Annotated in this window: 21 protein-coding genes; 17 read left to right on the top strand and 4 right to left on the bottom strand. The window is 71.5% G+C overall.

Features of this window, described 5'->3' with window-relative positions; genetic code table 11:
• Window positions 1-345 precede the first annotated feature (345 nt).
• From ftsY to dapF, 3 genes are all read right to left on the bottom strand, one after another.
• Complete coding sequence (gene ftsY / locus JTN19_RS15700; protein WP_340643344.1) at window positions 346-1,293, bottom strand: signal recognition particle-docking protein FtsY; 948 nt, start codon at window positions 1,291-1,293, stop codon at window positions 346-348.
• Window positions 1,294-1,586: 293 nt separating this feature from the next.
• Window positions 1,587-2,765 (bottom strand): MiaB/RimO family radical SAM methylthiotransferase, encoded by a 1,179-nt coding sequence (locus JTN19_RS15695; protein WP_206934573.1) that lies wholly within the window; start codon window positions 2,763-2,765, stop codon window positions 1,587-1,589.
• Complete coding sequence (dapF, locus tag JTN19_RS15690) at window positions 2,755-3,570, bottom strand: diaminopimelate epimerase (RefSeq protein ID WP_206934522.1); 816 nt, start codon at window positions 3,568-3,570, stop codon at window positions 2,755-2,757. The genes JTN19_RS15695 and dapF overlap by 11 nt, the downstream gene beginning before the upstream one ends.
• A gap of 63 nt (window positions 3,571-3,633) precedes the next feature.
• Here dapF and JTN19_RS15685 point away from each other — a divergent pair, with 63 nt between their 5' ends.
• The 6 genes from JTN19_RS15685 (at window position 3,634) to JTN19_RS15660 (ending at window position 9,950) form a co-directional block, all read left to right on the top strand.
• On the top strand, window positions 3,634-4,263 hold the full coding sequence (locus JTN19_RS15685; RefSeq protein WP_206934520.1) for a hypothetical protein: 630 nt from the start codon (window positions 3,634-3,636) through the stop codon (window positions 4,261-4,263).
• Window positions 4,264-4,418: 155 nt separating this feature from the next.
• Window positions 4,419-4,625, top strand: coding sequence for a 50S ribosomal protein L35 (rpmI, locus tag JTN19_RS15680; protein ID WP_184382587.1), 207 nt, complete (start codon window positions 4,419-4,421; stop codon window positions 4,623-4,625).
• Between the two features lie 23 nt (window positions 4,626-4,648).
• Window positions 4,649-5,011 carry a 50S ribosomal protein L20 gene (gene rplT / locus JTN19_RS15675; RefSeq protein WP_184382589.1) on the top strand — a complete coding sequence of 121 codons (363 nt, stop codon included), beginning with the start codon at window positions 4,649-4,651 and terminating at the stop codon, window positions 5,009-5,011.
• 82 nt (window positions 5,012-5,093) lie between these two features.
• The gene (pheS, locus tag JTN19_RS15670; RefSeq protein WP_206934518.1) at window positions 5,094-6,170 is read left to right on the top strand and encodes a phenylalanine--tRNA ligase subunit alpha; all 1,077 of its coding nucleotides are present in this window, start codon (window positions 5,094-5,096) and stop codon (window positions 6,168-6,170) included.
• Between the two features lie 145 nt (window positions 6,171-6,315).
• A complete protein-coding gene (gene pheT, locus JTN19_RS15665; protein WP_206934516.1) occupies window positions 6,316-8,787 on the top strand; it encodes a phenylalanine--tRNA ligase subunit beta in 2,472 nt (823 codons plus the stop codon).
• 17 nt (window positions 8,788-8,804) lie between these two features.
• Entirely contained in the window at window positions 8,805-9,950 is a 1,146-nt protein-coding gene (locus tag JTN19_RS15660) for an MFS transporter (RefSeq protein ID WP_242531180.1), read from the top strand.
• Here the strand turns inward: JTN19_RS15660 and JTN19_RS15655 are convergent.
• Window positions 9,932-10,318: a RidA family protein gene (locus JTN19_RS15655; RefSeq protein ID WP_206934512.1), complete on the bottom strand. Its 387-nt coding sequence runs from the start codon at window positions 10,316-10,318 to the stop codon at window positions 9,932-9,934. The genes JTN19_RS15660 and JTN19_RS15655 overlap by 19 nt on opposite strands.
• A 145-nt stretch (window positions 10,319-10,463) precedes the next feature.
• On the opposite strand from JTN19_RS15655, the gene lepA reads away from it, so the two are divergent.
• The 11 genes from lepA (at window position 10,464) to JTN19_RS15600 (ending at window position 19,616) form a co-directional block, all read left to right on the top strand.
• Complete coding sequence (gene lepA, locus JTN19_RS15650; RefSeq protein ID WP_206934510.1) at window positions 10,464-12,269, top strand: translation elongation factor 4; 1,806 nt, start codon at window positions 10,464-10,466, stop codon at window positions 12,267-12,269.
• A 99-nt stretch (window positions 12,270-12,368) separates the two neighbouring features.
• Window positions 12,369-13,310 carry an ACP S-malonyltransferase gene (gene fabD, locus JTN19_RS15645; protein WP_206934508.1) on the top strand — a complete coding sequence of 314 codons (942 nt, stop codon included), beginning with the start codon at window positions 12,369-12,371 and terminating at the stop codon, window positions 13,308-13,310.
• Window positions 13,310-13,747, top strand: a complete 438-nt coding sequence (locus JTN19_RS15640; RefSeq protein ID WP_206934507.1) for a GNAT family N-acetyltransferase — start codon at window positions 13,310-13,312, stop codon at window positions 13,745-13,747. The genes fabD and JTN19_RS15640 overlap by 1 nt, the downstream gene beginning before the upstream one ends.
• The gene (locus JTN19_RS15635) at window positions 13,747-14,187 is read left to right on the top strand and encodes a GNAT family N-acetyltransferase (RefSeq protein ID WP_206934505.1); all 441 of its coding nucleotides are present in this window, start codon (window positions 13,747-13,749) and stop codon (window positions 14,185-14,187) included. The genes JTN19_RS15640 and JTN19_RS15635 overlap by 1 nt, the downstream gene beginning before the upstream one ends.
• Window positions 14,174-14,911 carry a 3-oxoacyl-[acyl-carrier-protein] reductase gene (gene fabG / locus JTN19_RS15630; RefSeq protein ID WP_206934503.1) on the top strand — a complete coding sequence of 246 codons (738 nt, stop codon included), beginning with the start codon at window positions 14,174-14,176 and terminating at the stop codon, window positions 14,909-14,911. The genes JTN19_RS15635 and fabG overlap by 14 nt, the downstream gene beginning before the upstream one ends.
• 22 nt (window positions 14,912-14,933) lie before the next feature.
• Window positions 14,934-15,386, top strand: a complete 453-nt coding sequence (locus JTN19_RS15625; protein ID WP_206934501.1) for an RrF2 family transcriptional regulator — start codon at window positions 14,934-14,936, stop codon at window positions 15,384-15,386.
• Between the two features lie 75 nt (window positions 15,387-15,461).
• Window positions 15,462-15,797 (top strand): hypothetical protein, encoded by a 336-nt coding sequence (locus JTN19_RS15620; RefSeq protein WP_206934498.1) that lies wholly within the window; start codon window positions 15,462-15,464, stop codon window positions 15,795-15,797.
• A gap of 39 nt (window positions 15,798-15,836) precedes the next feature.
• Window positions 15,837-16,865, top strand: a complete 1,029-nt coding sequence (locus tag JTN19_RS15615; protein ID WP_206934497.1) for a sulfate ABC transporter substrate-binding protein — start codon at window positions 15,837-15,839, stop codon at window positions 16,863-16,865.
• On the top strand, window positions 16,862-17,707 hold the full coding sequence (cysT, locus tag JTN19_RS15610; protein ID WP_206934495.1) for a sulfate ABC transporter permease subunit CysT: 846 nt from the start codon (window positions 16,862-16,864) through the stop codon (window positions 17,705-17,707). The genes JTN19_RS15615 and cysT overlap by 4 nt, the downstream gene beginning before the upstream one ends.
• Complete coding sequence (cysW, locus tag JTN19_RS15605; protein ID WP_206934493.1) at window positions 17,704-18,549, top strand: sulfate ABC transporter permease subunit CysW; 846 nt, start codon at window positions 17,704-17,706, stop codon at window positions 18,547-18,549. Before cysT ends, cysW begins: the two co-directional genes overlap by 4 nt.
• Window positions 18,546-19,616, top strand: a complete 1,071-nt coding sequence (locus tag JTN19_RS15600) for a sulfate/molybdate ABC transporter ATP-binding protein (RefSeq protein WP_206934491.1) — start codon at window positions 18,546-18,548, stop codon at window positions 19,614-19,616. Before cysW ends, JTN19_RS15600 begins: the two co-directional genes overlap by 4 nt.
• The last annotated feature ends 113 nt before the right edge of the window (window positions 19,617-19,729 follow it).

Below are 19,729 nucleotides of genomic sequence, written 5' to 3'. Positions count from 1 at the left end.
GGCGCAGGGGTAAACGGTCCAGGGCGCTGGCCCGACCGATGCGGCGGCGCGGGGGGAGACCTCCGCGCCGCTTTCGTTTGCATGGATCAGGATGCGGGGTTCTGCCGGCCAGGGCCCCTTGCTCCGGTGGAGATGACGCGGGCCGGCCGCCGCCATCCGGACACATCATCCAGGGTGGACATGTGCCGGTGACGGTGCACCGTCAACCGAGCGCGCTCATGTTGGTGGGACGGTTGGGAGTTCTGCTGGCCAGGCCCCTTCGCTCCGGCGATTGTGACGAGGGCCAACCTCCCTGCGACCGGTCACGCCGTCCTGCGCCCGAGATGGGCTGATGGCGTCGGGCCGTCAATCCAGCCCGACAAGGCTCCGCGCGAAATCCCGCGCCTCGAAGGGCCGCAGGTCCGCCGCCTTCTCGCCCACCCCCACCGCATGCACCGGCAGGCCGAATTCCTGCGCCAGCGCCACCACCACGCCGCCCTTCGCGCTGCCGTCGAGCTTGGTGACGACGAGGCCTGTCACCTCCACCATCTCCTTGAACACCCGCACCTGGCTGACGGCGTTCTGGCCCGTCGTCGCGTCCAGAACCAACAAGGTGGAATGCGGCACGGCCTCGCCATGGCGCTTCAGCACGCGCACCACCTTGCGGAGTTCATCCATCAGCGCGGTCTTGTTGTGCAGGCGCCCGGCCGTGTCCACCAGCAGCACATCGGCGCCGGCCGCGCGCGCATCGCGCAGCGCGTCGAAGGCGAGGCCCGCGGCATCCGCGCCGTGCTTGGCCGGGGCCACCACATGCGCGCCCGTGCGCTCGCCCCAGACCTGCAATTGCTCCACCGCCGCGGCGCGAAACGTGTCGCCCGCCACCATCCAGACCTTGAGGCCCTGGGCGCGATACTGCTCGGACAGCTTGGCGATGGTCGTGGTCTTGCCCGTGCCGTTCACGCCCACCACCAGCACCACATGCGGCGCATGCGCGGGCGTGATCTCCAGCGGGCGCGCCACGGGGGCGAGGATGGCGCCGATCTCCTCGGCCAGGGCGGATTTGATCTCCTCCTCCGTCGCCTCGCGGCCGAAGCGCGTGCGGCGGAAGCCCGCCACGATGCGCTGGGACGCCGCCACGCCGAGATCGGCGCTGATCAGCGTCTCCTCCAGCTCCTCCAGCGCGGCGTCGTCCAGCTTGCGCTTGGTGAAGACGCCGGTGATGGATTGCGTGAGCTTGGCGGTGGAACGCGACAGCCCGGCCTTGAGGCGCGCGAAGAAGCCGCGCGTTTCCTCCGGTTCGGGCGCGGCCGCCACGGGCGGCGGGGCGGGTGGGGGCTGGTCCGGCGGCGGCGGCGCGACCACCGGCGGCGCTTCCCGCACCGGTTCGGCGGGCGCTTCCGTGACCGCCGCCGGCGGCTCCTGGACCACCTCCGGCGGCGCTTCCTTGAACACCTCGGGCGGCGTTTCCTTGACCGCCTCCGACGGTGGGTCCTTGCCCGCCTCCGACGCTACGTCCTTGCCCGCCTCCGGCAAGGGGGGCGCGGCCTCCTCGGGCTTGGCACCCTCCTCCTTGCCGCGGAGGCGGTTCCAGAGATCGCGCAGGGCCATCAGATTCTCTCCCCGGTCAGGGTGGTGCCGTCGCTGGCCGCCACGCGCAGCGGCAGCAACGTGCCGGCGGGCGGGGGGTTGGCCAGGCGCAAGGGCGCGAAATGCTCGGTGTGGGCGCGGCCATCCGCCTCGAACAACGCCTGGACGGTGGTGCCGATGCGCGCGGCCAGGAAGCGCGCCCGCTCCGCCGCACCCGACGCGCGCAGCCGCGCCGCGCGTTCGCGCCGCAGCGCCATGGGAAGCTGCGGCATGCGCGCGGCCGGCGTGCCGGTGCGGGCGGAATAGGGGAAGACATGCAGGAAGCTGAGGCCCGCTTCGGCCACCAGCGCCTCCATGGTGGCGAAATGCGCCTCGCTTTCGGTGGGAAAGCCCGCGATGAAATCCGCGCCCAGCGCCACATCGCCGCGCAGCGCACGCGCGCGGGCGGCCACGCGCAGCACATCGGCGCGCGAATGGCGGCGCTTCATGCGCTTCAGCATCAGGTCATCGCCATGCTGCGCCGAGAGGTGCAGGTAGGGCGCAAGGCGCGCCTCCTCCGCGAACACCGCCCAGAAGCGGTCATCCAGCGCGGCCGGGTCCAGCGAGGACAGGCGCAGCCGTGGCAATTCCGGCACCTGGCGCAGCACGGCGCGGATCAGCGCCGGCAGTTCGGGGTGCGAGGCCAGGTCCACCCCCGTCAGCACCACCTCGGCATGGCGGGTGGCGAGGTCGCGCACCGCCGCCACCGCCTGGTCCACCGGCATGGCGCGCGCGGGGCCGCGCCCCTGGGGGATGATGCAAAAGGTGCAGGCGTGGTCGCAGCCCTGCTGCACGGCCAGGAAGGCCCGGGTGCCGCCACCCGCCGCCAGCCCAATGGGCGCGTCGCGGTCCATGGCGGCCACCGGCGCGTTCCAGCGCGCGCGGTCGAGCTTCGCGCCATTGCCGATGACGCGGGCCACGCCGGGCAGCGCCGCCCAGGCCCCAGGGTTGATCTGCGCCGCGCAGCCGGTGACGAGGATGGGCCGCCCCGGCTTCTCCCGCGCGGCGCGGCGGATGGCCTGGCGCGCCTGGGCCTCGGCCTCGCCCGTCACGGCGCAGGTGTTGACGATCAGCGCGTCCATGTCGCCCGCCAGGCGGCGCATGGCCTCGCTCTCGGCGATGTTCAGCCGGCAGCCGAAGGTCAGCGTCTCAGCCAACAGGGAACTCGCCCGTGAAGGACGTGGCGACGGGGCCGGCCATCAGCACATGGCCGTCCGCGCGCCATTCCAGCTCAAGGTCGCCGCCCGGCATGGTGATGGTGACGGCGCGCTGCGTCAGCCCGCGCCGCACGGCGTTCACCACGGTGGCGCAGGCGCCCGAGCCGCAGGCCAGCGTCAGCCCGGCGCCGCGCTCCCAGACGGTCAGCCGGATATGGTCCGGCGCCAATACCTGGGCGAAGCCGATATTGCCGCGCTGCGGCAGCAGCGGGTCGTGTTCCAGCAGCGGCCCGATGCGGGTGATGTCCAGCGCGTCCAGGTCCTCCACGAAGAAGGTCGCGTGGGGGTTGCCCATGGAGCAGCAGGCGGCGTCGGAAACCCCCTCGGCCGACAGGGGCACGTGCAGCGTGTCCATGGGGCGGGCCAGGGGCACGGCGTCCCATTCCAGGCGCGGCTTGCCCATGTCCACGCGCACCGTGCCATCCGGCAGGGTCTCGGCTGCCAGCAGGCCATGGGCGGTGCGGATGGTGATGCGCGTCTTGCCCGTCTCGGCCAGGATCAGGCTGGCGGCGCAGCGCGTGCCATTGCCGCAGGCCCCCGCCTCGGTCCCGTCGCTGTTGTGGAAGAGCAGGGTGACGTCCGCATCCGTCGCGGGCGCGATGGTGATGAGCTGGTCGAAGCCCACGCCGCGATGCCGGTCGCCGATGGCGGCGATGGCGGCGCTGGGCAGGTCGAAGGGCCGGTCGCGCGCGTCCAGGATGACGAAATCATTGCCCAGGCCGTGCATTTTGCGGAAAGGAACACGCATGGGGCGGATATAGGCCATTGGTGCCCTTGGCGTAACAGCCCCAAGGCGCCTATCTGCCGGGTCATGAGACGCTTCGCCCCCCTCCTCGCGCTCCTGATGCTGGCGGCCTGCGCCGACCGCTTCTCGGCCGATGAATACCGCACCACCGCCGTGCAGCAGGCCAACCCGGTCGAGCAGGGGGTGGTGCTGGGCTCGCGCCGGGTCGCCATCGCGGCCGATGGCGCGGCGGGCGGCACGGCCGGCGCGGCCGCGGGCGGCGCGGTGGGCGGGGCCGCGGGCGGCGGCGGCGTCAGCGCGGCGCTGGGCGCCGTGGGCGGCGCCTTGCTGGGCGGCATCATCGGCACCACGGCCGAGCGCGCCACCGCCAACACCGATGCCATCGAATACGTCGTGCGGCAGGGCAATGGCACGCTGGTGAGCGTGACGCAGCGCGACCAGGAACCCCTGCCCAATGGCACCCGCGTGCTGGTCATCAAGGGCGCGCAGGCGCGCATCGTGCCCGACTACACGGAACCCGCGGCGGCCGAGGCGCCCTCGGGCGTGGTCATCGCGACGCCCGCGCCCGCACCGGCCCCCGCCGCCACCCCGGAACCCGCGCCGGCGCGGGAGGCGCTGTCCCCCATCGCGGCCGGCCTGCCGCCGCTGGGGGTGGCGCCGCCGCCCGTGGTGCCCGCCCCGCCGCGTCCGGACTGAGATGCCGGGCCCGGGCTGGACTCCGTCCGGCCGCGCCTGTAGAAGCCTGCCTCCCGCCCGACCATGGCCATTGGACAGCCTGGCCGGGCGTGCGTGCCTCCGCCACATGGTGTGGTTGCCAGGGGCCGCCCCAACCCACCGATCGGAGGGCCCGAATGTCCAAGATGAAGACCACCTCGAGCGCGAAGAAGCGCTTCAAGATCACCGCCACCGGCAAGGTCCTCGCGGGCCCCGGCCGCAAGCGGCACATGCTCTCCAACCGCAGCCAGAAGGCCAAGCGCCAGAACCGGGGCACCCAGGTTCTCGAGCCGCAGGATGCCAAGACGGTGATGCAGTGGCTGCCCTACGGGCTGTCCCGGTAAAGCGCGGCTAGAGGAGAGAGCAGATGGCACGTGTCAAGCGCGGCGTTACCGCCCATGCCCGTCACAAGAAGGTCCTGGACCTGGCGAAGGGCTATGTCGGCCGTTCGTCCACGACCTACCGCGCGGCGCTGCAGCGCGTCGAGAAGGCGCTGCAATACGCCTATCGCGACCGCCGCAACAAGAAGCGTGAGTTCCGCGGGTTGTGGATCCAGCGCATCAACGCCGCCACGCGCGAACATGGCATGACCTACAGCCAGTTCATCGCGGGCATCAAGGCGGCCGGCATCGAGATGGACCGCAAGGTCCTGGCCACGATCGCCTTCGACGAACCCGCGGCCTTTGCGGAGATCGTCCAGAAGGCCAAGGAAGCGCGCCCCCAGGCCTGACAGCCCGGGCTTCGCGTCGTGTTTCGGAGGGCCGCTGCGCGCAAGCGTGGGCGGCCCTTTTTCATGTTTCGGGACCACACCCATGCCGGATGACCTCGCCGAACTCGCCACACGGACCGAGGCGGAGCTTGCCGCCGCCGCCGATTTGCGCGCGCTGGACGCGGTCCGCGTGGCCACGCTGGGCAAGGCGGGCGCGCTGACCGGGCTGCTCAAGACGCTGGGCGCCCTGCCGCCGGAGGAACGCAAGGCCCGCGGCGCTGCCGTGAACGCCTTGAAGGTGCGGCTGGAAGCGGCCATCGAGGCGCGGCGCGCCGTGCTGGAGGAAGCGGCCCTGGATGCGCGCCTCGCCGCCGAGCGCCTGGACGTGACCCTGCCGCCGCGCCCCTTCGCCCCGGGCGGCAAGGGCGGCATCCACCCCATTTCCCGCACCATCGAGGAGCTGACGGCCATCTTCGGCGCCATGGGCTTCCGCGTCGTGGAAGGCCCGGACATCGAGGGCGACTGGTACAATTTCGCCGCGCTGAACATCCCGGACCACCACCCGGCGCGGCAGGAGCAGGACACGTTTTATTTGCCCGGCGAGACGGATGGCCGGCGCACCGTGCTCCGGACCCAAACTTCGCCCCTGCAGATCCGCACCATGATCGGGCAGGAGCCGCCCATCCGCATCATCGCGCCTGGCCGCACCTACCGCGCCGACCATGACGCGACGCACAGCCCCATGTTCCACCAGGTCGAGGGGCTGGTGATTGATCGCGGCATCACCCTCGGCCACCTGAAGGGTTGCCTGACGGATTTCCTTCGCGCCTTCTTCGGCATCAGCGACCTGCCGGTGCGATTCCGCAGCAGCTACTTCCCCTTCACCGAGCCCTCGATGGAGGTGGATATCGGCTGGAACCGCAAGACCGGCGAACTCGGCGCGGGCACGGATTGGCTGGAAATCCTGGGCAGCGGCATGGTCCATCCGCGCGTGCTGGCCAATTGCGGGCTGGACGCGCGCGAGTGGCAGGGCTTCGCCTTCGGCATGGGGATCGAGCGGATCACGATGCTGAAGCACGGCATGGCGGATTTGCGGCCGTTCTTCGAGGGCGACAGCCGTTGGCTGAGCCACTACGCATCAACCCCCCTCGCGGCAGCTTCGCTGCACGAGGGCGTTTGATGCTTCGTTTTTCGTGCCCTCAAGCGCCGGGCGCGCGCATCCGCGCGCTTGGCTTTCGCCGCGCCACGGGCGCATCTGCGGTCACGGTCGGTTGGGCGGCGGCGACCGCCGTGCGGCCGCATTCTTCTGACGTGGAACTCATCCCATGAAGTTTCCCTTGAGCTGGCTCCGGGAACACCTTGCCACCACCGCCACGCTGGACGAGATCACCACCACCCTCTCCGCCATCGGCATCGAGGTGGAGGGCGTGGAAGATCGTGGCGCGGCGCTGGCCCATTTCCGCATCGCCCGCGTGATCGAGGCCGTGCAGCACCCCAATGCCGACCGGCTGCGCGCGCTGCGCGTGGATGTGGGCGATGGGCGTGAGCTTTCCGTCGTCTGCGGCGCACCCAATGCGCGCACCGGCATGGTGGGCGTGGCGGCCCTTCCCGGCGCCTTCATCCCCGGCACGGGCATCACGCTCAAGGCCGGCGAAATCCGCGGGGTGAAGAGCGAGGCCATGATGCTCTCCGCCCGCGAGATGGGGCTGGGCGAGGACCATGACGGCATCGTGGACCTGCCGCCCGAAGCCCCCGTGGGCAGCAGCTACGTCGCCTGGGCCGGGCTGGATGACCCCATCATTGAAGTCAAGGTCACGCCCAACCGTGGCGATGCGCTGAGTGTGCGCGGCGTGGCGCGTGACCTGGCGGCGGCCGGCCTCGGCACGCTGCACCCGCGCGTGCCGCCCGCCATCACGCCCGCCTACGAGACCCCGCTGCGCTGGACCATCGAGGACCCCCGTGCCTGCACCTGGGTGCTGGGCCGGGCCGTGCGCGGCGTGAAGAACGGCCCCAGCCCGCAATGGCTGCAGGACCGTCTGCGCGCCATCGGGCTGCGGCCGATCTCGGCGCTGGTGGACATCACCAACTTCTTCACCTTTGACCTCGGCCGCCCGCTGCATGTCTTCGACGTGGCCAAGGTGAAGGGCGGCACGCTCGCCATGCGCATGGCGCGCGAGGGTGAGGAGCTGTTGGCGCTGAACGGCAAGACCTACGCACTGACGCCGGAGGATGGCGTCATCGCCGACGCGGCCGGCGCCGAGGCGCTGGGCGGCATCGTGGGCGGCGAGCCCTCGGGCTGCGACGAGACCACCACCGAATGCTTCATCGAATGCGCGCTGTTCGACCCCGTGCGGATCGCGCTCTCGGGGCGCCGGCACAACGTCTTCACCGATGCCCGCGCGCGGTTCGAACGCGGCATTGACCCTTCGCTGCTGCCCTCCGCGCTGGATGCCGCCACGGCCATGATCATGGAGCTGTGCGGCGGCGAGCCCAGCACCGTCAGCGAGGCCGGCACGCCCCCCGCATGGGAGCGCCAGGCCACGCTGCGGCTGGAACGCCTGGCGGGGCTGGGCGGCCTCGACCTCTCGCTGGACGAGGCGGTGACGCGGCTGACGCGCCTCGGCTTCGTGCTGCAATCGGTGGATGACGCGGCCATCACCGTGGCCGTGCCGCCCTGGCGCAACGACATCGCGGCCGCCATCCATCTCGACCAGGACCCGGGCCTCGAACCCACCCGCGCCGCCACCGCCGCCGAGGGCTGCGCCGCGGTGGAAGCCGAATGCGACCTGGTGGAGGAGGTGCTGCGGCTGGGCGGGCTCGATGCCGTGCCGGCCGTGTCGCTGCCGGTGGCCTCGCCTGTGCCCGCGCCCTCGCTGGATGCGAAGCAGGGGCGCGCGGCGCTGGCGCGGCGCCTGCTGGCGGCACGGGGCCTGCAAGAATGCGTGACCTATGGCTTCATCGAGCATCGCATCGCCGCGATGTTCGGCGAGACGCCGGAGGCGCTGCGCCTGGAAAACCCCATCGCCTCGGACCTCGACCAGATGCGGCCCACGCCGCTGGCCTCGCTCGCGCTCGCCGCCGCGCGCAACGCGGCGCGGGGCTTCGCCGATGTGGCGCTGTGCGAATTGGGCGGCGGCTATCGCGACACCACGCCGTCCGGGCAGATGGCCATGGCGGTGGGCCTGCGGGCCGGCCGCACCCCCGCCAACTGGGCCGCGCCGGCGCGGGACCTGGACGCGCTGGACGCCAAGGGCGATGTGATGGCGCTGCTGGAGGCGCTGGGCGTGCCCATGGCCGCGCTTCAGACCACGACCGATGCGCCGGGGCATTACCACCCCGGCCGTTCGGGCGTGCTGCGGCAGGGGCCCAAGGTGGTGCTGGCGCAGTTCGGGCAGTTGCACCCGCGGCTGTGCGAGGCGCTGGATCTGCCGCGCAACACCGTGGGCTTCGAGCTGTTCCTGGACGCCATCCCCGAGCCCAAGCGCCGCAAGAAATCGGCGCCAGAACTCTCGGCGCTGCAGCCCGTGCGGCGTGACTTCGCCTTCCTGCTGGACGCCGCCGTGCCGGCCGAAAAGCTGCTGCGCGCGGCGCAGGGCGCCGAACGCGCGCTGATCAGCGAGGTGGTGCTGTTCGACCGCTATGCCGGGCCGAACCTGCCCGAGGGCAAGGTCAGCCTCGCCATCGAGGTCACGCTCCAGCCGCGCGACAAGACGCTCACCGACGCGGAGATCGAGGCCATCTGCGCCAAGGTTGTCGCCGCGGTGGCCAAGGCGACGGGCGCGGTCCTGCGGGGATGAAGGCGCGGAACCTCACCTTGCTCGCGCTGGCGATCATGCTGGCGCCGGCGGTGTGGTTCGCGGGGGCGGCGACGGTGCCGCCTTTGCTCGCCTCGGGCGCCATCACGGGCGCGCAGGCGGGCTGGCTGACGGCGGCGGTGCAGCTGGGTTTCGTGGCGGGGACGCTGGTCTCGGCGCTGCTTTCGCTGGCCGACAGGCTGCCGGCGCGGCGGCTGTTCCTGGCCTCCGCCCTGCTGGCGGGCCTGGCCACGGCGGCCCAGGCCTTCCTGCCGCCGGCCGGGGTTGCCGCCTATGTCCTGCGCTTCGTGGCGGGGGCGGCCATGGCGGGCGTCTATCCGGTGGGGATGAAGCTCGCTTCGGGTTGGGCGCAAGGCGATCTGGGCCTGCTCATCGGCATCGTGGTGGGCGCGCTGACGCTGGGTTCCGCCGCCCCGCACGCCCTGCCGGCGCTGCTGGGCGGGCTGGACCCGCTCGCGGTCTACGTGGCGTCCGGCGCGTTGGCCGCGCTCGGCGGGCTGCTGGTGCTGCCCTTCCGGGAGGGCCCCAACCAGGCCACCCGCCCGCCCTTCAACCCGCGCGCCGTGCTGCTGGCCTTCACCGACCGGCGGCTGCGCCTCGCGAATGCCGGCTATCTCGGCCACATGTGGGAGCTGTACGCCATGTGGGCCTGGGTGGGGCTGTTCCTGGCGCAACAGGGCGTGCCGGGCGATGCCGGCGTCTGGACCACGCTGGTGGTGGGGGCAGGCGCCATCGGCTGCGTGGGGCTGGGCGCGCTGGCCGACCGCTTCAACCGGGCGCGGATGGCCGCACTCGCCATGCTCATCAGCGGCGGCTGCGCCTTGCTGGCGGGCGGCATGGCGGGTCTCTTCCTGCCGCTGACGCTGGCGCTGGTCTTCGTGTGGGGCGTCTTCGTGGTGGCGGATTCGGCGCAGTTCAGCGCCTGCACCAGCCTCTGCGCCCCGCCCGAACTGGTCGGCACCATGCTGACGGTGCAGACCTGCCTGGGCTTCCTGCTGACCGTGCCCGTGATCCAGATGATGGCCTGGGCGGTGCCGGCGCTGGGCTGGGGCGGGGCGTTTGCCTTGCTGGCGGCGGGGCCGCTGCTGGGGGCCTTGGCCATGCTGCGGCTGGCGCCCCTGCTGCCTCAGCCTTCCCCCAGATAGGCCGTCGCATCAATCTCCACCAGGCAATCGGGCGAACCCAGCCCGGCCACGATGCAGGAGACGCGGTGCGGCGGGTCTTCCGCGAAATTGGCGAAATAGACTTCGTTCATCGGCGCCCAATGCTCGCGGCCGGTCACATAGACGGTGCATTTCACCACGTCGGCCAGGGTGCCGCCCGCCTCCTCGATCAGGGCGCGGATGTTGTCGATGCATTGCTGCGTCTGGGCGCGGGCATCACCCACCGCGTATTTCCCCTCGCGGTTGGTGCCCACGCAGCAGACGAACATGAAACCCCCCGCCACCGTCGCCTGGGCGAAGGGCAGGCGGGACTTGAACACCTTGTCGGAGGAAATGGCGCGCTTGGGCATGGGGCTCTCCCGGAAATGTCGGGCCAGCTTCGCCGCCCGCGGCCGCTTCGTCACCTCCGCGCTTTGACTTCCCGCCCGTCTGGCCTATGTCCGTGCTGAAATTCCCGCGCCCAGGATGATCCAGGCGCCGCCAGACCGGGCCCCCATGACCGATACCCCGCTGAACCGCATCCGCAACTTTTCCATCGTCGCGCATATCGACCATGGGAAATCCACGCTCGCCGACCGGCTGATCCAGTCCACCGGCACCGTGGCGCTGCGCGACATGAAGGAACAGATGCTCGACAGCATGGACATCGAGCGCGAGCGCGGCATCACCATCAAGGCGCAGACCGTCCGCATCCACTACAAGGCCCAGGATGGCGAGACCTATGTGCTGAACCTCATGGACACGCCCGGCCATGTGGACTTCGCCTATGAGGTGAGCCGCAGCCTGGCCGCCTGCGAGGGCTCGCTGCTGGTGGTGGACGCCTCGCAGGGCGTCGAGGCGCAGACGCTGGCGAACGTCTACCAGGCCATTGATGCCAACCACGAGATCGTCCCGGTCCTCAACAAGATCGACCTGCCGGCGGCCGAGCCCGAGCGGGTGAAGCAGCAGATCGAGGACGTGATCGGCCTCGACGCAAGCCAGGCGGTCGAGATTTCCGCCAAGACCGGCCTCAACATCGAGGGCGTGCTGGAGGCCATCGTCACGCGCCTGCCGCCGCCGACCGGCGATGCCAAGGCGCCGACCAAGGCGCTGCTGGTGGACAGCTGGTATGACAGCTACCTCGGCGTCGTCATCCTGGTGCGGATCAAGGACGGGCACCTCAGGAAGGGCCAGAAGATCCGCATGATGTCCAATGGCGCCACCTACACGGTGGACCAGGTGGGCGTCTTCACGCCGAAGATGGTGCCGGTGGACAGCCTGGGCCCGGGCGAGATGGGCTACCTGACGGCCGCCATGAAGACCGTGGCCGACACCTCCGTGGGCGACACCATCACGGATGACCGCAACCCCGCGGCCGAGGCGCTGCCCGGCTTCAAGGACAGCATCCCGGTGGTGTGGTGCGGCCTCTACCCCGTGGACGCCGACGACTTCGACAAGCTGCGCGACGCGCTGGGCAAGCTGCGCCTGAACGACAGCAGCTTCCACTATGAGCAGGAGACCTCGCTCGCGCTCGGCCTCGGCTATCGCTGCGGCTTCCTGGGGTTGCTGCACCTGGAGATCATCCAGGAACGCCTCTCGCGCGAGTTCAACCTGGAACTCATCGCGACCGCGCCGAGCGTGGTCTACAAGCTGCGCATGAACAGCGGCGAGGTGGAGGAACTCCACAACCCCGCCGACATGCCCGACCCGACCCGCATCGCGGCCATCGAGGAGCCCTGGATCAAGGCCACGGTCTTCGTGCCCGATGAACACCTGGGCGCCATCCTGACGCTGTGCAACGAGCGCCGCGGGCAGCAGGTGGAGCTGACCTATGTCGGCACCCGCGCCATGGCCGTCTATCGCCTGCCGCTGAACGAGGTGGTGTTCGACTTCTACGACCGGCTGAAATCCGTCAGCCGCGGCTATGCCAGCTTCGACTACGTGATGGACGGCTATGCGGAGAGCGACCTCGTCAAGATCAGCATCCTGGTCAACAACGAGCCGGTGGATGCGCTCTCCTTCATGGCGCACCGCAGCGCGGCCGACAAACGCGGCCGGCAGATATGCGAGAAGCTGAAGGAGCTGATTCCCCGCCAGCTCTTCAAGATCCCCATCCAGGCGGCCATCGGCGGGCGCGTGATCGCGCGCGAGACCATCAGCGCGCTGTCCAAGGATGTGACGGCCAAGTGCTATGGCGGCGACATCAGCCGCAAGCGCAAGCTGCTGGACAAGCAGAAGGAGGGCAAGAAGAAGATGCGCCAGTTCGGGAAGGTCGAAATCCCGCAGAGCGCCTTCATCGCCGCCCTCAAGATGGACGCGTGAAGCCCCTGGCCTGAAGCGCGGACCCCTCTGGCCAGGTTAACCCGTTGACAGCCGCGCGTGGTGGGGCAATGGCAATCCCGCCACACGCACGGAACCAAAATGTCACTCGCCTTCGTCTTCCCCGGCCAGGGCAGCCAGGCCCCGGGCATGGGCCGCGACTTGGCCGATGCCTTCCCCATCGCCCGCCACACCTTCCAGGAGGTGGATGACGCGCTGAGCCAGCGCCTCTCCCGCCTGATGTTCGAAGGCCCGGCCGAGGAACTCACGCTCACCGCCAATGCCCAGCCGGCGCTGATGGCCGTCTCGCTCGCCGTGGTGCGGGTGCTGGCCACGCAGGCGGGCTTTGACCTCGGCCGGCGCGTGGCGCTGGTGGCGGGGCACAGCTTGGGCGAATACAGCGCGCTGACCGCCGCCGGCGCCTTCGACCTGCCCACCGCCGCCCGGCTGCTGCGCGTGCGCGGCGATGCCATGCAGCAGGCCGTCGCCCCCGGCGAGGGCGCCATGGCCGCCCTGCTGGGCGCGGAGGCCGAGCAGGCGCGCGCCATCTGCGCCGAGGCCGCGCAGGGTGAGGTCGTGGAAGTCGCCAATGACAATGGCGGCGGCCAGGTCGTCGTCTCCGGCGCGAAGGCCGCGGTGGAACGCGCCATCGAGGCCGCGAAGGCCGCCGGCATCAAGCGCGCCATGCTGCTGCCCGTCTCCGCTCCCTTCCACTGCGCCATGATGGCCCCCGCCGCCGAGGTGATGGCCGATGCGCTGGCCAAGGCGCGCATGGCCCACCCCGCCGTGCCCGTGGTGGCCAACGTGACCGCCACGCCGGTCAGCGACCCCGAGGCCATCCGCGAACTGCTCGTCCGCCAGGTGACGGGCACGGTGCGCTGGCGCGAATGCGTGGCCGCCATGGCCGCCGCCGGCTGCACCCGCTTCGTGGAGGTCGGCGCGGGCAAGGTGCTGACCGGGCTGATGAAGCGCAACGCGCCCGAGGCCAGCGCCATGGCCGTCAGCACGCCCGCCGACATCGAAGCCTTCGCCAAGAGCCTTTGATGGAGGCGACGCTCACCCTGACCGAGGGCGAGTATGACGCCGCGCTGCGCCTGGCCAAGCGTGGCCTGTCGGAGTTCAACGCGCCCTTCACGGGCGACCCCCGGCCGCTGACGCTGACCGTGACCGCCACCCGCCCCGGCGAGGCCGAGCCCGCCGGCGCGCTGGTGGGCCTCTGCGCGTACGGCTGGCTTTATCTGCACATGTTCTTCCTGCCCGAGGATATGCGCGGCGGCGGCCTCGGTGCCCGGATGGTCCGGCAGATGGAGGAGGCCGCGCGCGCCCATGGCTGCGTGGGGGCCTGGGTGGACAGCTACAGCTTCCAGGCGCCTGGCTTCTATGAGCGCCAGGGCTATGCGCGCTTCGGCGAGATCACCGGCTTCCCGCCCGACCATTCGCGGGTCTTCCTGATGAAGCGCCTCGACGCGGAGCACGCCTGATGCGGATCGAAATCTCCGAGGCGGAACAGACGCCGCTGGAGGACGTGCTGGTGGAGGGCTTCGCGGCCTTCAACGGCCCCTTCATCGGCCCGCATGGCTACAAGCCCCTGCGCCTGATGGTGTTCCGCGATGGCGAGGACGTGCCGGCGGGCGGCATCCACGGCCATTGCTACGCCGCCTGGCTGCACGTCGTGATGTTCTATCTGCCGGAGGACCTCCGGCGCGGCGGCCTGGGCGCGCAATTGCTGCGCCGCATGGAGGAGGAGGCCCGCGCGCGCGGCTGCGTCGGCGTCTATCTCGACACGCTCAGCTTCCAGGCGCGGCCCTTCTACGAGAAGCAGGGCTATACCCTCTTCGGCACCCTGCCCGACAACCCGCCGGGCCATTCCCGCTTCTTCATGATGAAACGCCTCGACGGAGAGACGCATGTTCCAGCTTGACGGCAAGATCGCCCTCGTCACCGGCGCCAGCTCGGGCATCGGGGTGGGCATTGCCCGCGCGCTGCATGCCCAGGGGGCCCATGTGGTGCTGACCGGGCGGCGCGAGGCGGAGCTGAAGGCGGTGGCGGAGGAACTGGGCGACCGCGCCAGCGTCATGCCCGCTGACCTCAATGACCCCGCCGCGCCGGCCGCGCTGGTGGAGGGCATCGAGGCCGCGCAGGGCAAGCTCGACATCCTGGTGAACAATGCGGGCTTCACGCGCGACATGCTGGCCCTTCGCATGGGCGACGAGGACTGGAACGCCGTCCTCGAAGTGGACCTGAACGCCCCCTTCCGCCTGGCGCGCGCCGCACTCCGCGGCATGATGAAGCGGCGCGCGGGGCGCATCGTCTCCATCGCCTCCATCGTGGGCGTCACGGGCAATGCGGGGCAGGCGAACTACGCTGCCGCCAAGGCGGGCCTCATCGGCATGAGCAAGGCGCTGGCGCAGGAGGTGGCGCCGCGTGGCGTGACCGTGAACGTGGTCGCCCCCGGCTTCGTGGCCACGCCCATGACCGACAAGCTGAACGAGACGCAGAAGACCACGCTGCTCTCGCGCATCCCGCTGGCGCGCATGGGCGCGGCGCAGGACGTGGCGGCCGCCGTGGTCTACCTGGCCTCGGACGAGGCCGCCTGGGTCACGGGCACCACGCTGCACGTCAATGGCGGGATGTTGATGGCCTGAGGGCCGGGGAAGGGAGGCACCCATGCTAACGCAGCGGGCGAAATACGGGCTGCGGGCCATGTGCATCCTGGCCGCCGACACCACGGGGCGGCCCACCCTGCCCATCCATGAACTGGCCGAGCGCGGGCATATCCCGCAGAAATTCCTGGAAGCCATCCTGCTGGACCTGCGGCGGCACGGCTTCCTGACCAGCCGGCGCGGCAAGGCGGGGGGCTATGCGCTGGCCCGCGCGGCGGCGGAGATTCCCGTCTCCGAGGTGATCCGCGCGCTGGACGGGCCGCTGGCGCCCATCCCGTGCGCCAGCCTCACCGCCTACCAGCCCTGCACCGATTGCCCGGACCCGCCGAGCTGCGAAATCCGCGCGCTGATGCGCCAGGTGCGGGACGCGACGGCGCGCATCCTGGACGGAACCAGCCTCGCGCAGCTGGCGGCCGAGGGCGAAACGCCCGAGGAATCGGCAAAAGAAAACGCTTGATTCAATCTCCATCAATCCGATAGGAATTATGAGCGGGCGGAAAATCCAGCCCGCCATGAGCCGAAGGAGGATGTGATGGAGTCTTTCCGCCACGACGCGCCGAAGCCGGTCCAAGGGCAGGCCTTCCCCTCGAACACCATGGCGGCCGACCCGCACGCCGTCCTCCTGGCCGACCTGCTGCGCGAGGTGCTGGCGCAGCGCCACACCCGCCTCGACGGCGTGCAGGATCTGGCCGGCGCGCTGCGCCACCTCGCCTCCGCCCTGGATGCCGTCGCCGGGCAGGCGCCGAGCCTCGCCGCCGCCCTCATGGCGCAGCGCGAGGCGGGCCGCCACCTGGGCGCCCCCGTGCCGATGCCCGCGCCGCACACCCCGCCGGGCTACCGCTCCATGGCGGTCCGACAGGCGGCCTGACGCCCCCTTCCAATCCCCCCATCCGAAGGAATGCGACCGATGCCCACCCCAGGCTTCGCAACGGGCCGACGCGCCCTGCTCACGGGCGCGCCCGCCCTGGCCCTCGCCGCTTCCCCCGCTTGGTCGCAGCAGGCGAACACCCTGCTCAACGTCTCCTACGACCCGACGCGGGAGCTGTATCGCGAGTACAACCCCATCTTCACGGCGCAATGGCGCGCGCAGCACGGCCAGTCGCTGCGGGTGAACACCTCCCATGGCGGCTCGGGCCGGCAGGCGCGCTCGGTCATTGATGGGCTGCAGGCGGATGTGCTGACCCTGGCGCTGGCCTACGACATTGATGCCGTGGCTGAGCGCGGCTTCCTGGCGCGCGACTGGATGTCCCGCCTGCCGCACAACAGCGCGCCCTACACCAGCACCATCGTCTTCCTCGTGCGGCGCGGGAATCCCAAGGCGGTGCGCGACTGGGGCGATCTGCTGAAGCCCGATATCCGCATCATCACCCCCAACCCCAAGACCTCGGGCGGGGCGCGCTGGAACTACCTGGCCTTCTGGGCCTGGGCGCTGCGCCAGCCGGGCGGCGACGCGGCCGCGGCGGAGCGCGCCACGGCGCAGCTCTTCCGCCAGGTGCCGGTGCTGGACACCGGCGCGCGCGGCTCGCTCACCACCTTCGCCCAGCGCGGGCAGGGCGACGTGTTCCTGTCCTGGGAGAACGAGGCGCACCTCGCCTTGCAGGAATTCGCGGCGGCGGGGCTCGAGATCATCTACCCCAGCTTCTCCATCCTGGCCGAGCCATCCGTCGCCGTGGTGGACCAGAATGTGGACCGTCGCGGCACCCGCGCGGCCGCCGAGGCCTATCTGCGCGGCCTCTACACGCCGGAGGGCCAGGCCCTGGTGGCCAAGCATTATTACCGCCCGCGCGACCCGGCCGTCCTCGCCGCCCATGCCGCGCGCTTCCCGGCGATGGAACTCGTCACCGTGGACGGCGCTTTCGGCGGCTGGGCCGAGGCGCAGCGCGTCCACTTCAACGATGGCGGCATCTTCGACCGCATCACGGCCCCCGCGCGATGAGCGCCACGGTGATGCGCGGCCCCGCGCGGGTCGTGGCCATCCCGGGCTTCGGGCTGACGATGGGGATCACGCTGGCCTGGCTGGGCCTGATCGTCGTGATCCCGCTGGCCGCGCTGGTCATCAAGCCGTGGGAGCTGGGGGTGGGCGGCGTCATCGCCTCCCTTTCCGAGCCGCGGGTCTGGGCGGCGCTGCGCCTGTCCTTCGGCACGGCGCTGCTGGCCGCGCTGATCAACCTGCCGCTCGGCCTGCTGTTGGCCTGGGTGATCGTGCGGCTGCGCTTTCCGGGCCGCGCGCTGCTGGATGGCGCGGTGGACCTGCCCTTCGCCCTGCCGACCGCCGTCGCCGGCATCGCGCTGACGGCCATCTTCGCGCCCAATGGCTGGCTGGGCGCGCCCATCACGGCGCTGACCGGCTGGCAGGTGGCCTTCACGCCGGCCGGAATCGTGCTGGCGCTGATGTTCGTGGGCCTGCCCTTCATCGTCCGCACGGTGGAGCCCGTGCTGCGCGACATGGGCCGCGACGCCGAGGAAGCCGCCGCCACGCTGGGCGCCACCCGCCCGCAGACGCTGTGGCGCGTGGTGCTGCCCGCCCTGGCGCCGGCCCTGCTGACCGGCTTCGCGCTCAGCTTCGCGCGATCGGTCGGCGAATATGGCAGCGTCATCTTCATCGCCGGCAACCTGCCGATGGTGAGCGAGATCGCGCCGCTTCTCATCGTCATCCGCCTCGAACAATTCGACTATGCAGGCGCGGCGGCGGTGGGGCTGGCCATGCTGACGCTCTCCTTCGGCGTGCTCTTCCTGCTGAACCTGGTGCAGCGTTGGCTGCGGCGGGGGCGGCGATGATGGGCCCCTTCCGACCCGCGCATGAGGACGCGCCCTGGGCGCGGCGCCTGCTGCTCGGCCTCGCGCTGCTGGTGGCGCTGGTCATGCTGCTGCTGCCCCTGCTCGCCGTCTTCACCGAGGCGTTGCGGCGCGGCCTGCCCGTGGCGCTGGACGCCATCCTGGAGGAGGACAGCCTGGCGGCCATGCGCCTCACCCTCATCGTGGCCGCCATCACCGTGCCGGTGAACCTGGTGGGCGGCGTGGCCGCCGCCTGGTGCGTGGCGAAGTTCGACTTCCCCGGCAAGCGCCTGCTCGTCACGCTGATCGAGCTGCCCTTCAGCGTCTCGCCCGTCATCGCGGGCCTCGTCTTCGTGCTGATCTTCGGCGCGCAGGGCTGGTTCGGCGAATGGCTGCGCGCGCGCGACATCCAGATCATCTTCGCGCTGCCGGGCCTCGTGCTCGCCACCGTCTTCGTCACCTTCCCCTTCGTGGCCCGCACGGTGCTGCCGCTGATGCAGGAGCAGGGGCGCGACGAGGAGGAGGCCGCCGCCACCCTCGGCGCCACGGGGTTCCAGACCTTCTGGCGCGTCACGCTGCCCAACGTGAAATGGGCGCTGCTCTCCGGCGTCCTGCTCTGCAATGCCCGCGCCATGGGCGAATTCGGCGCGGTGTCCGTCGTGTCCGGCCATATCCGCGGGGAGACCAACACCATGCCGCTGCATGTCGAGATCCTCTACAACGAATACCAGTTCGCGGGCGCCTTCGCCGTGGCCGCGCTGCTGGCGCTGCTGGGCCTCGTCACCCTGGCCGCCAAGACGGCGCTGGAGCGCGTCGCCGGGCGGCGCGCGGGAGGTGCGGCATGAGCATCGAGGTCGAGGGCGTCGTCCGCCGCTTCGGCGCCACCGCCGCGCTGGAGGGCGTCTCGCTCTCCATCGCCAGTGGGGAGTTCGTGGCGCTGCTGGGGCCTTCCGGCTCGGGCAAGACCACGCTGCTGCGGATTCTCGCGGGGCTGGAGGGCACCGATGCGGGCCGCGTCCTGATCGAGGGCGCGGACATGACCGGCGTGCCCGCGCGCGAGCGGCGCATCGGCGTGGTGTTCCAGCACTACGCGCTGTTCCGCCACATGACGGTGTTCGAGAACGTGGCCTTCGGCCTGCGCGTCCGCCGCGACCGCCCGGCCGAGGCCGAGATCGCGCGCCGCGTGCGCGAACTCCTGGCCCTGGTGCAGATCCCGGAGTTGGAGCGCCGCTACCCGGAGCAGATTTCCGGCGGGCAGCGCCAGCGCGTGGCCCTGGCCCGGGCATTGGCCATCGAGCCGCGGCTGCTGCTGCTGGACGAGCCCTTCGGCGCGCTGGACGCGCTGGTGCGCAAGGATGTGCGCCGCTGGGTCCGCGGCCTGCACGACCGGCTCGGCATCTCCACCATCCTCGTCACGCATGACCAGGAGGAGGCGATGGAGATGGCCGACCGCGTGGCCGTGATGGAGAAGGGCCGCATCGTGCAATGCGACACGGCCGAGACCCTGCTGCGCGCGCCCGCCACCCCCTTCGTGGCCGGCTTCCTGGGCGAGGCGGCGCGCCTCACCTGCCGGGTGCGCGACGGACGCGCGCATTTCGACCTGCCGCTGCCGCCGGTGGAGGTGCGCCTGCCCGACGGGCCGGCCCTGGCCTTCCTGCGGCCGGCGGGCCTGGTGCTGCATGCGGGCGTGGGGCCGGGCCAAGGGGGGGGTGTGGTGCGCTCCATCCGCGACGCGACCGAGGCGCGGTCGCGCGCGGTGGTGGAGGTGGGCGGCACGCTGCTGGACGCGGTGCTGGCGCCCGGCGCGCGGCTGGAACGCGGCGCGCCCTGCCGGGTGGAGGTGCAGTCGGCGCTGGTCTTCGGCGCGGACGGGGCGCGCGCGGAGGCGGAGGCCGTGCTTCTCGCGACCTGAGCGGGCGGCGGGACCGGCCCGCCGCCATCCTCGGCGCGGCGGGCCTTCCGCCCGCCGAGCCTTTCCCGGCGCAGCGGGCCTTCCGCCCGCCGAGCCTTTCCCGGCGCAGCGGG

Origin of the sequence: Roseococcus thiosulfatophilus (assembly GCF_017311575.1) — a bacterium.
Lineage (GTDB): Bacteria > Pseudomonadota > Alphaproteobacteria > Acetobacterales > Acetobacteraceae > Roseococcus > Roseococcus thiosulfatophilus.
Note: the sequence above shows the minus strand (reverse complement) of the source record. Positions and strands in the feature narration are given on the sequence as shown.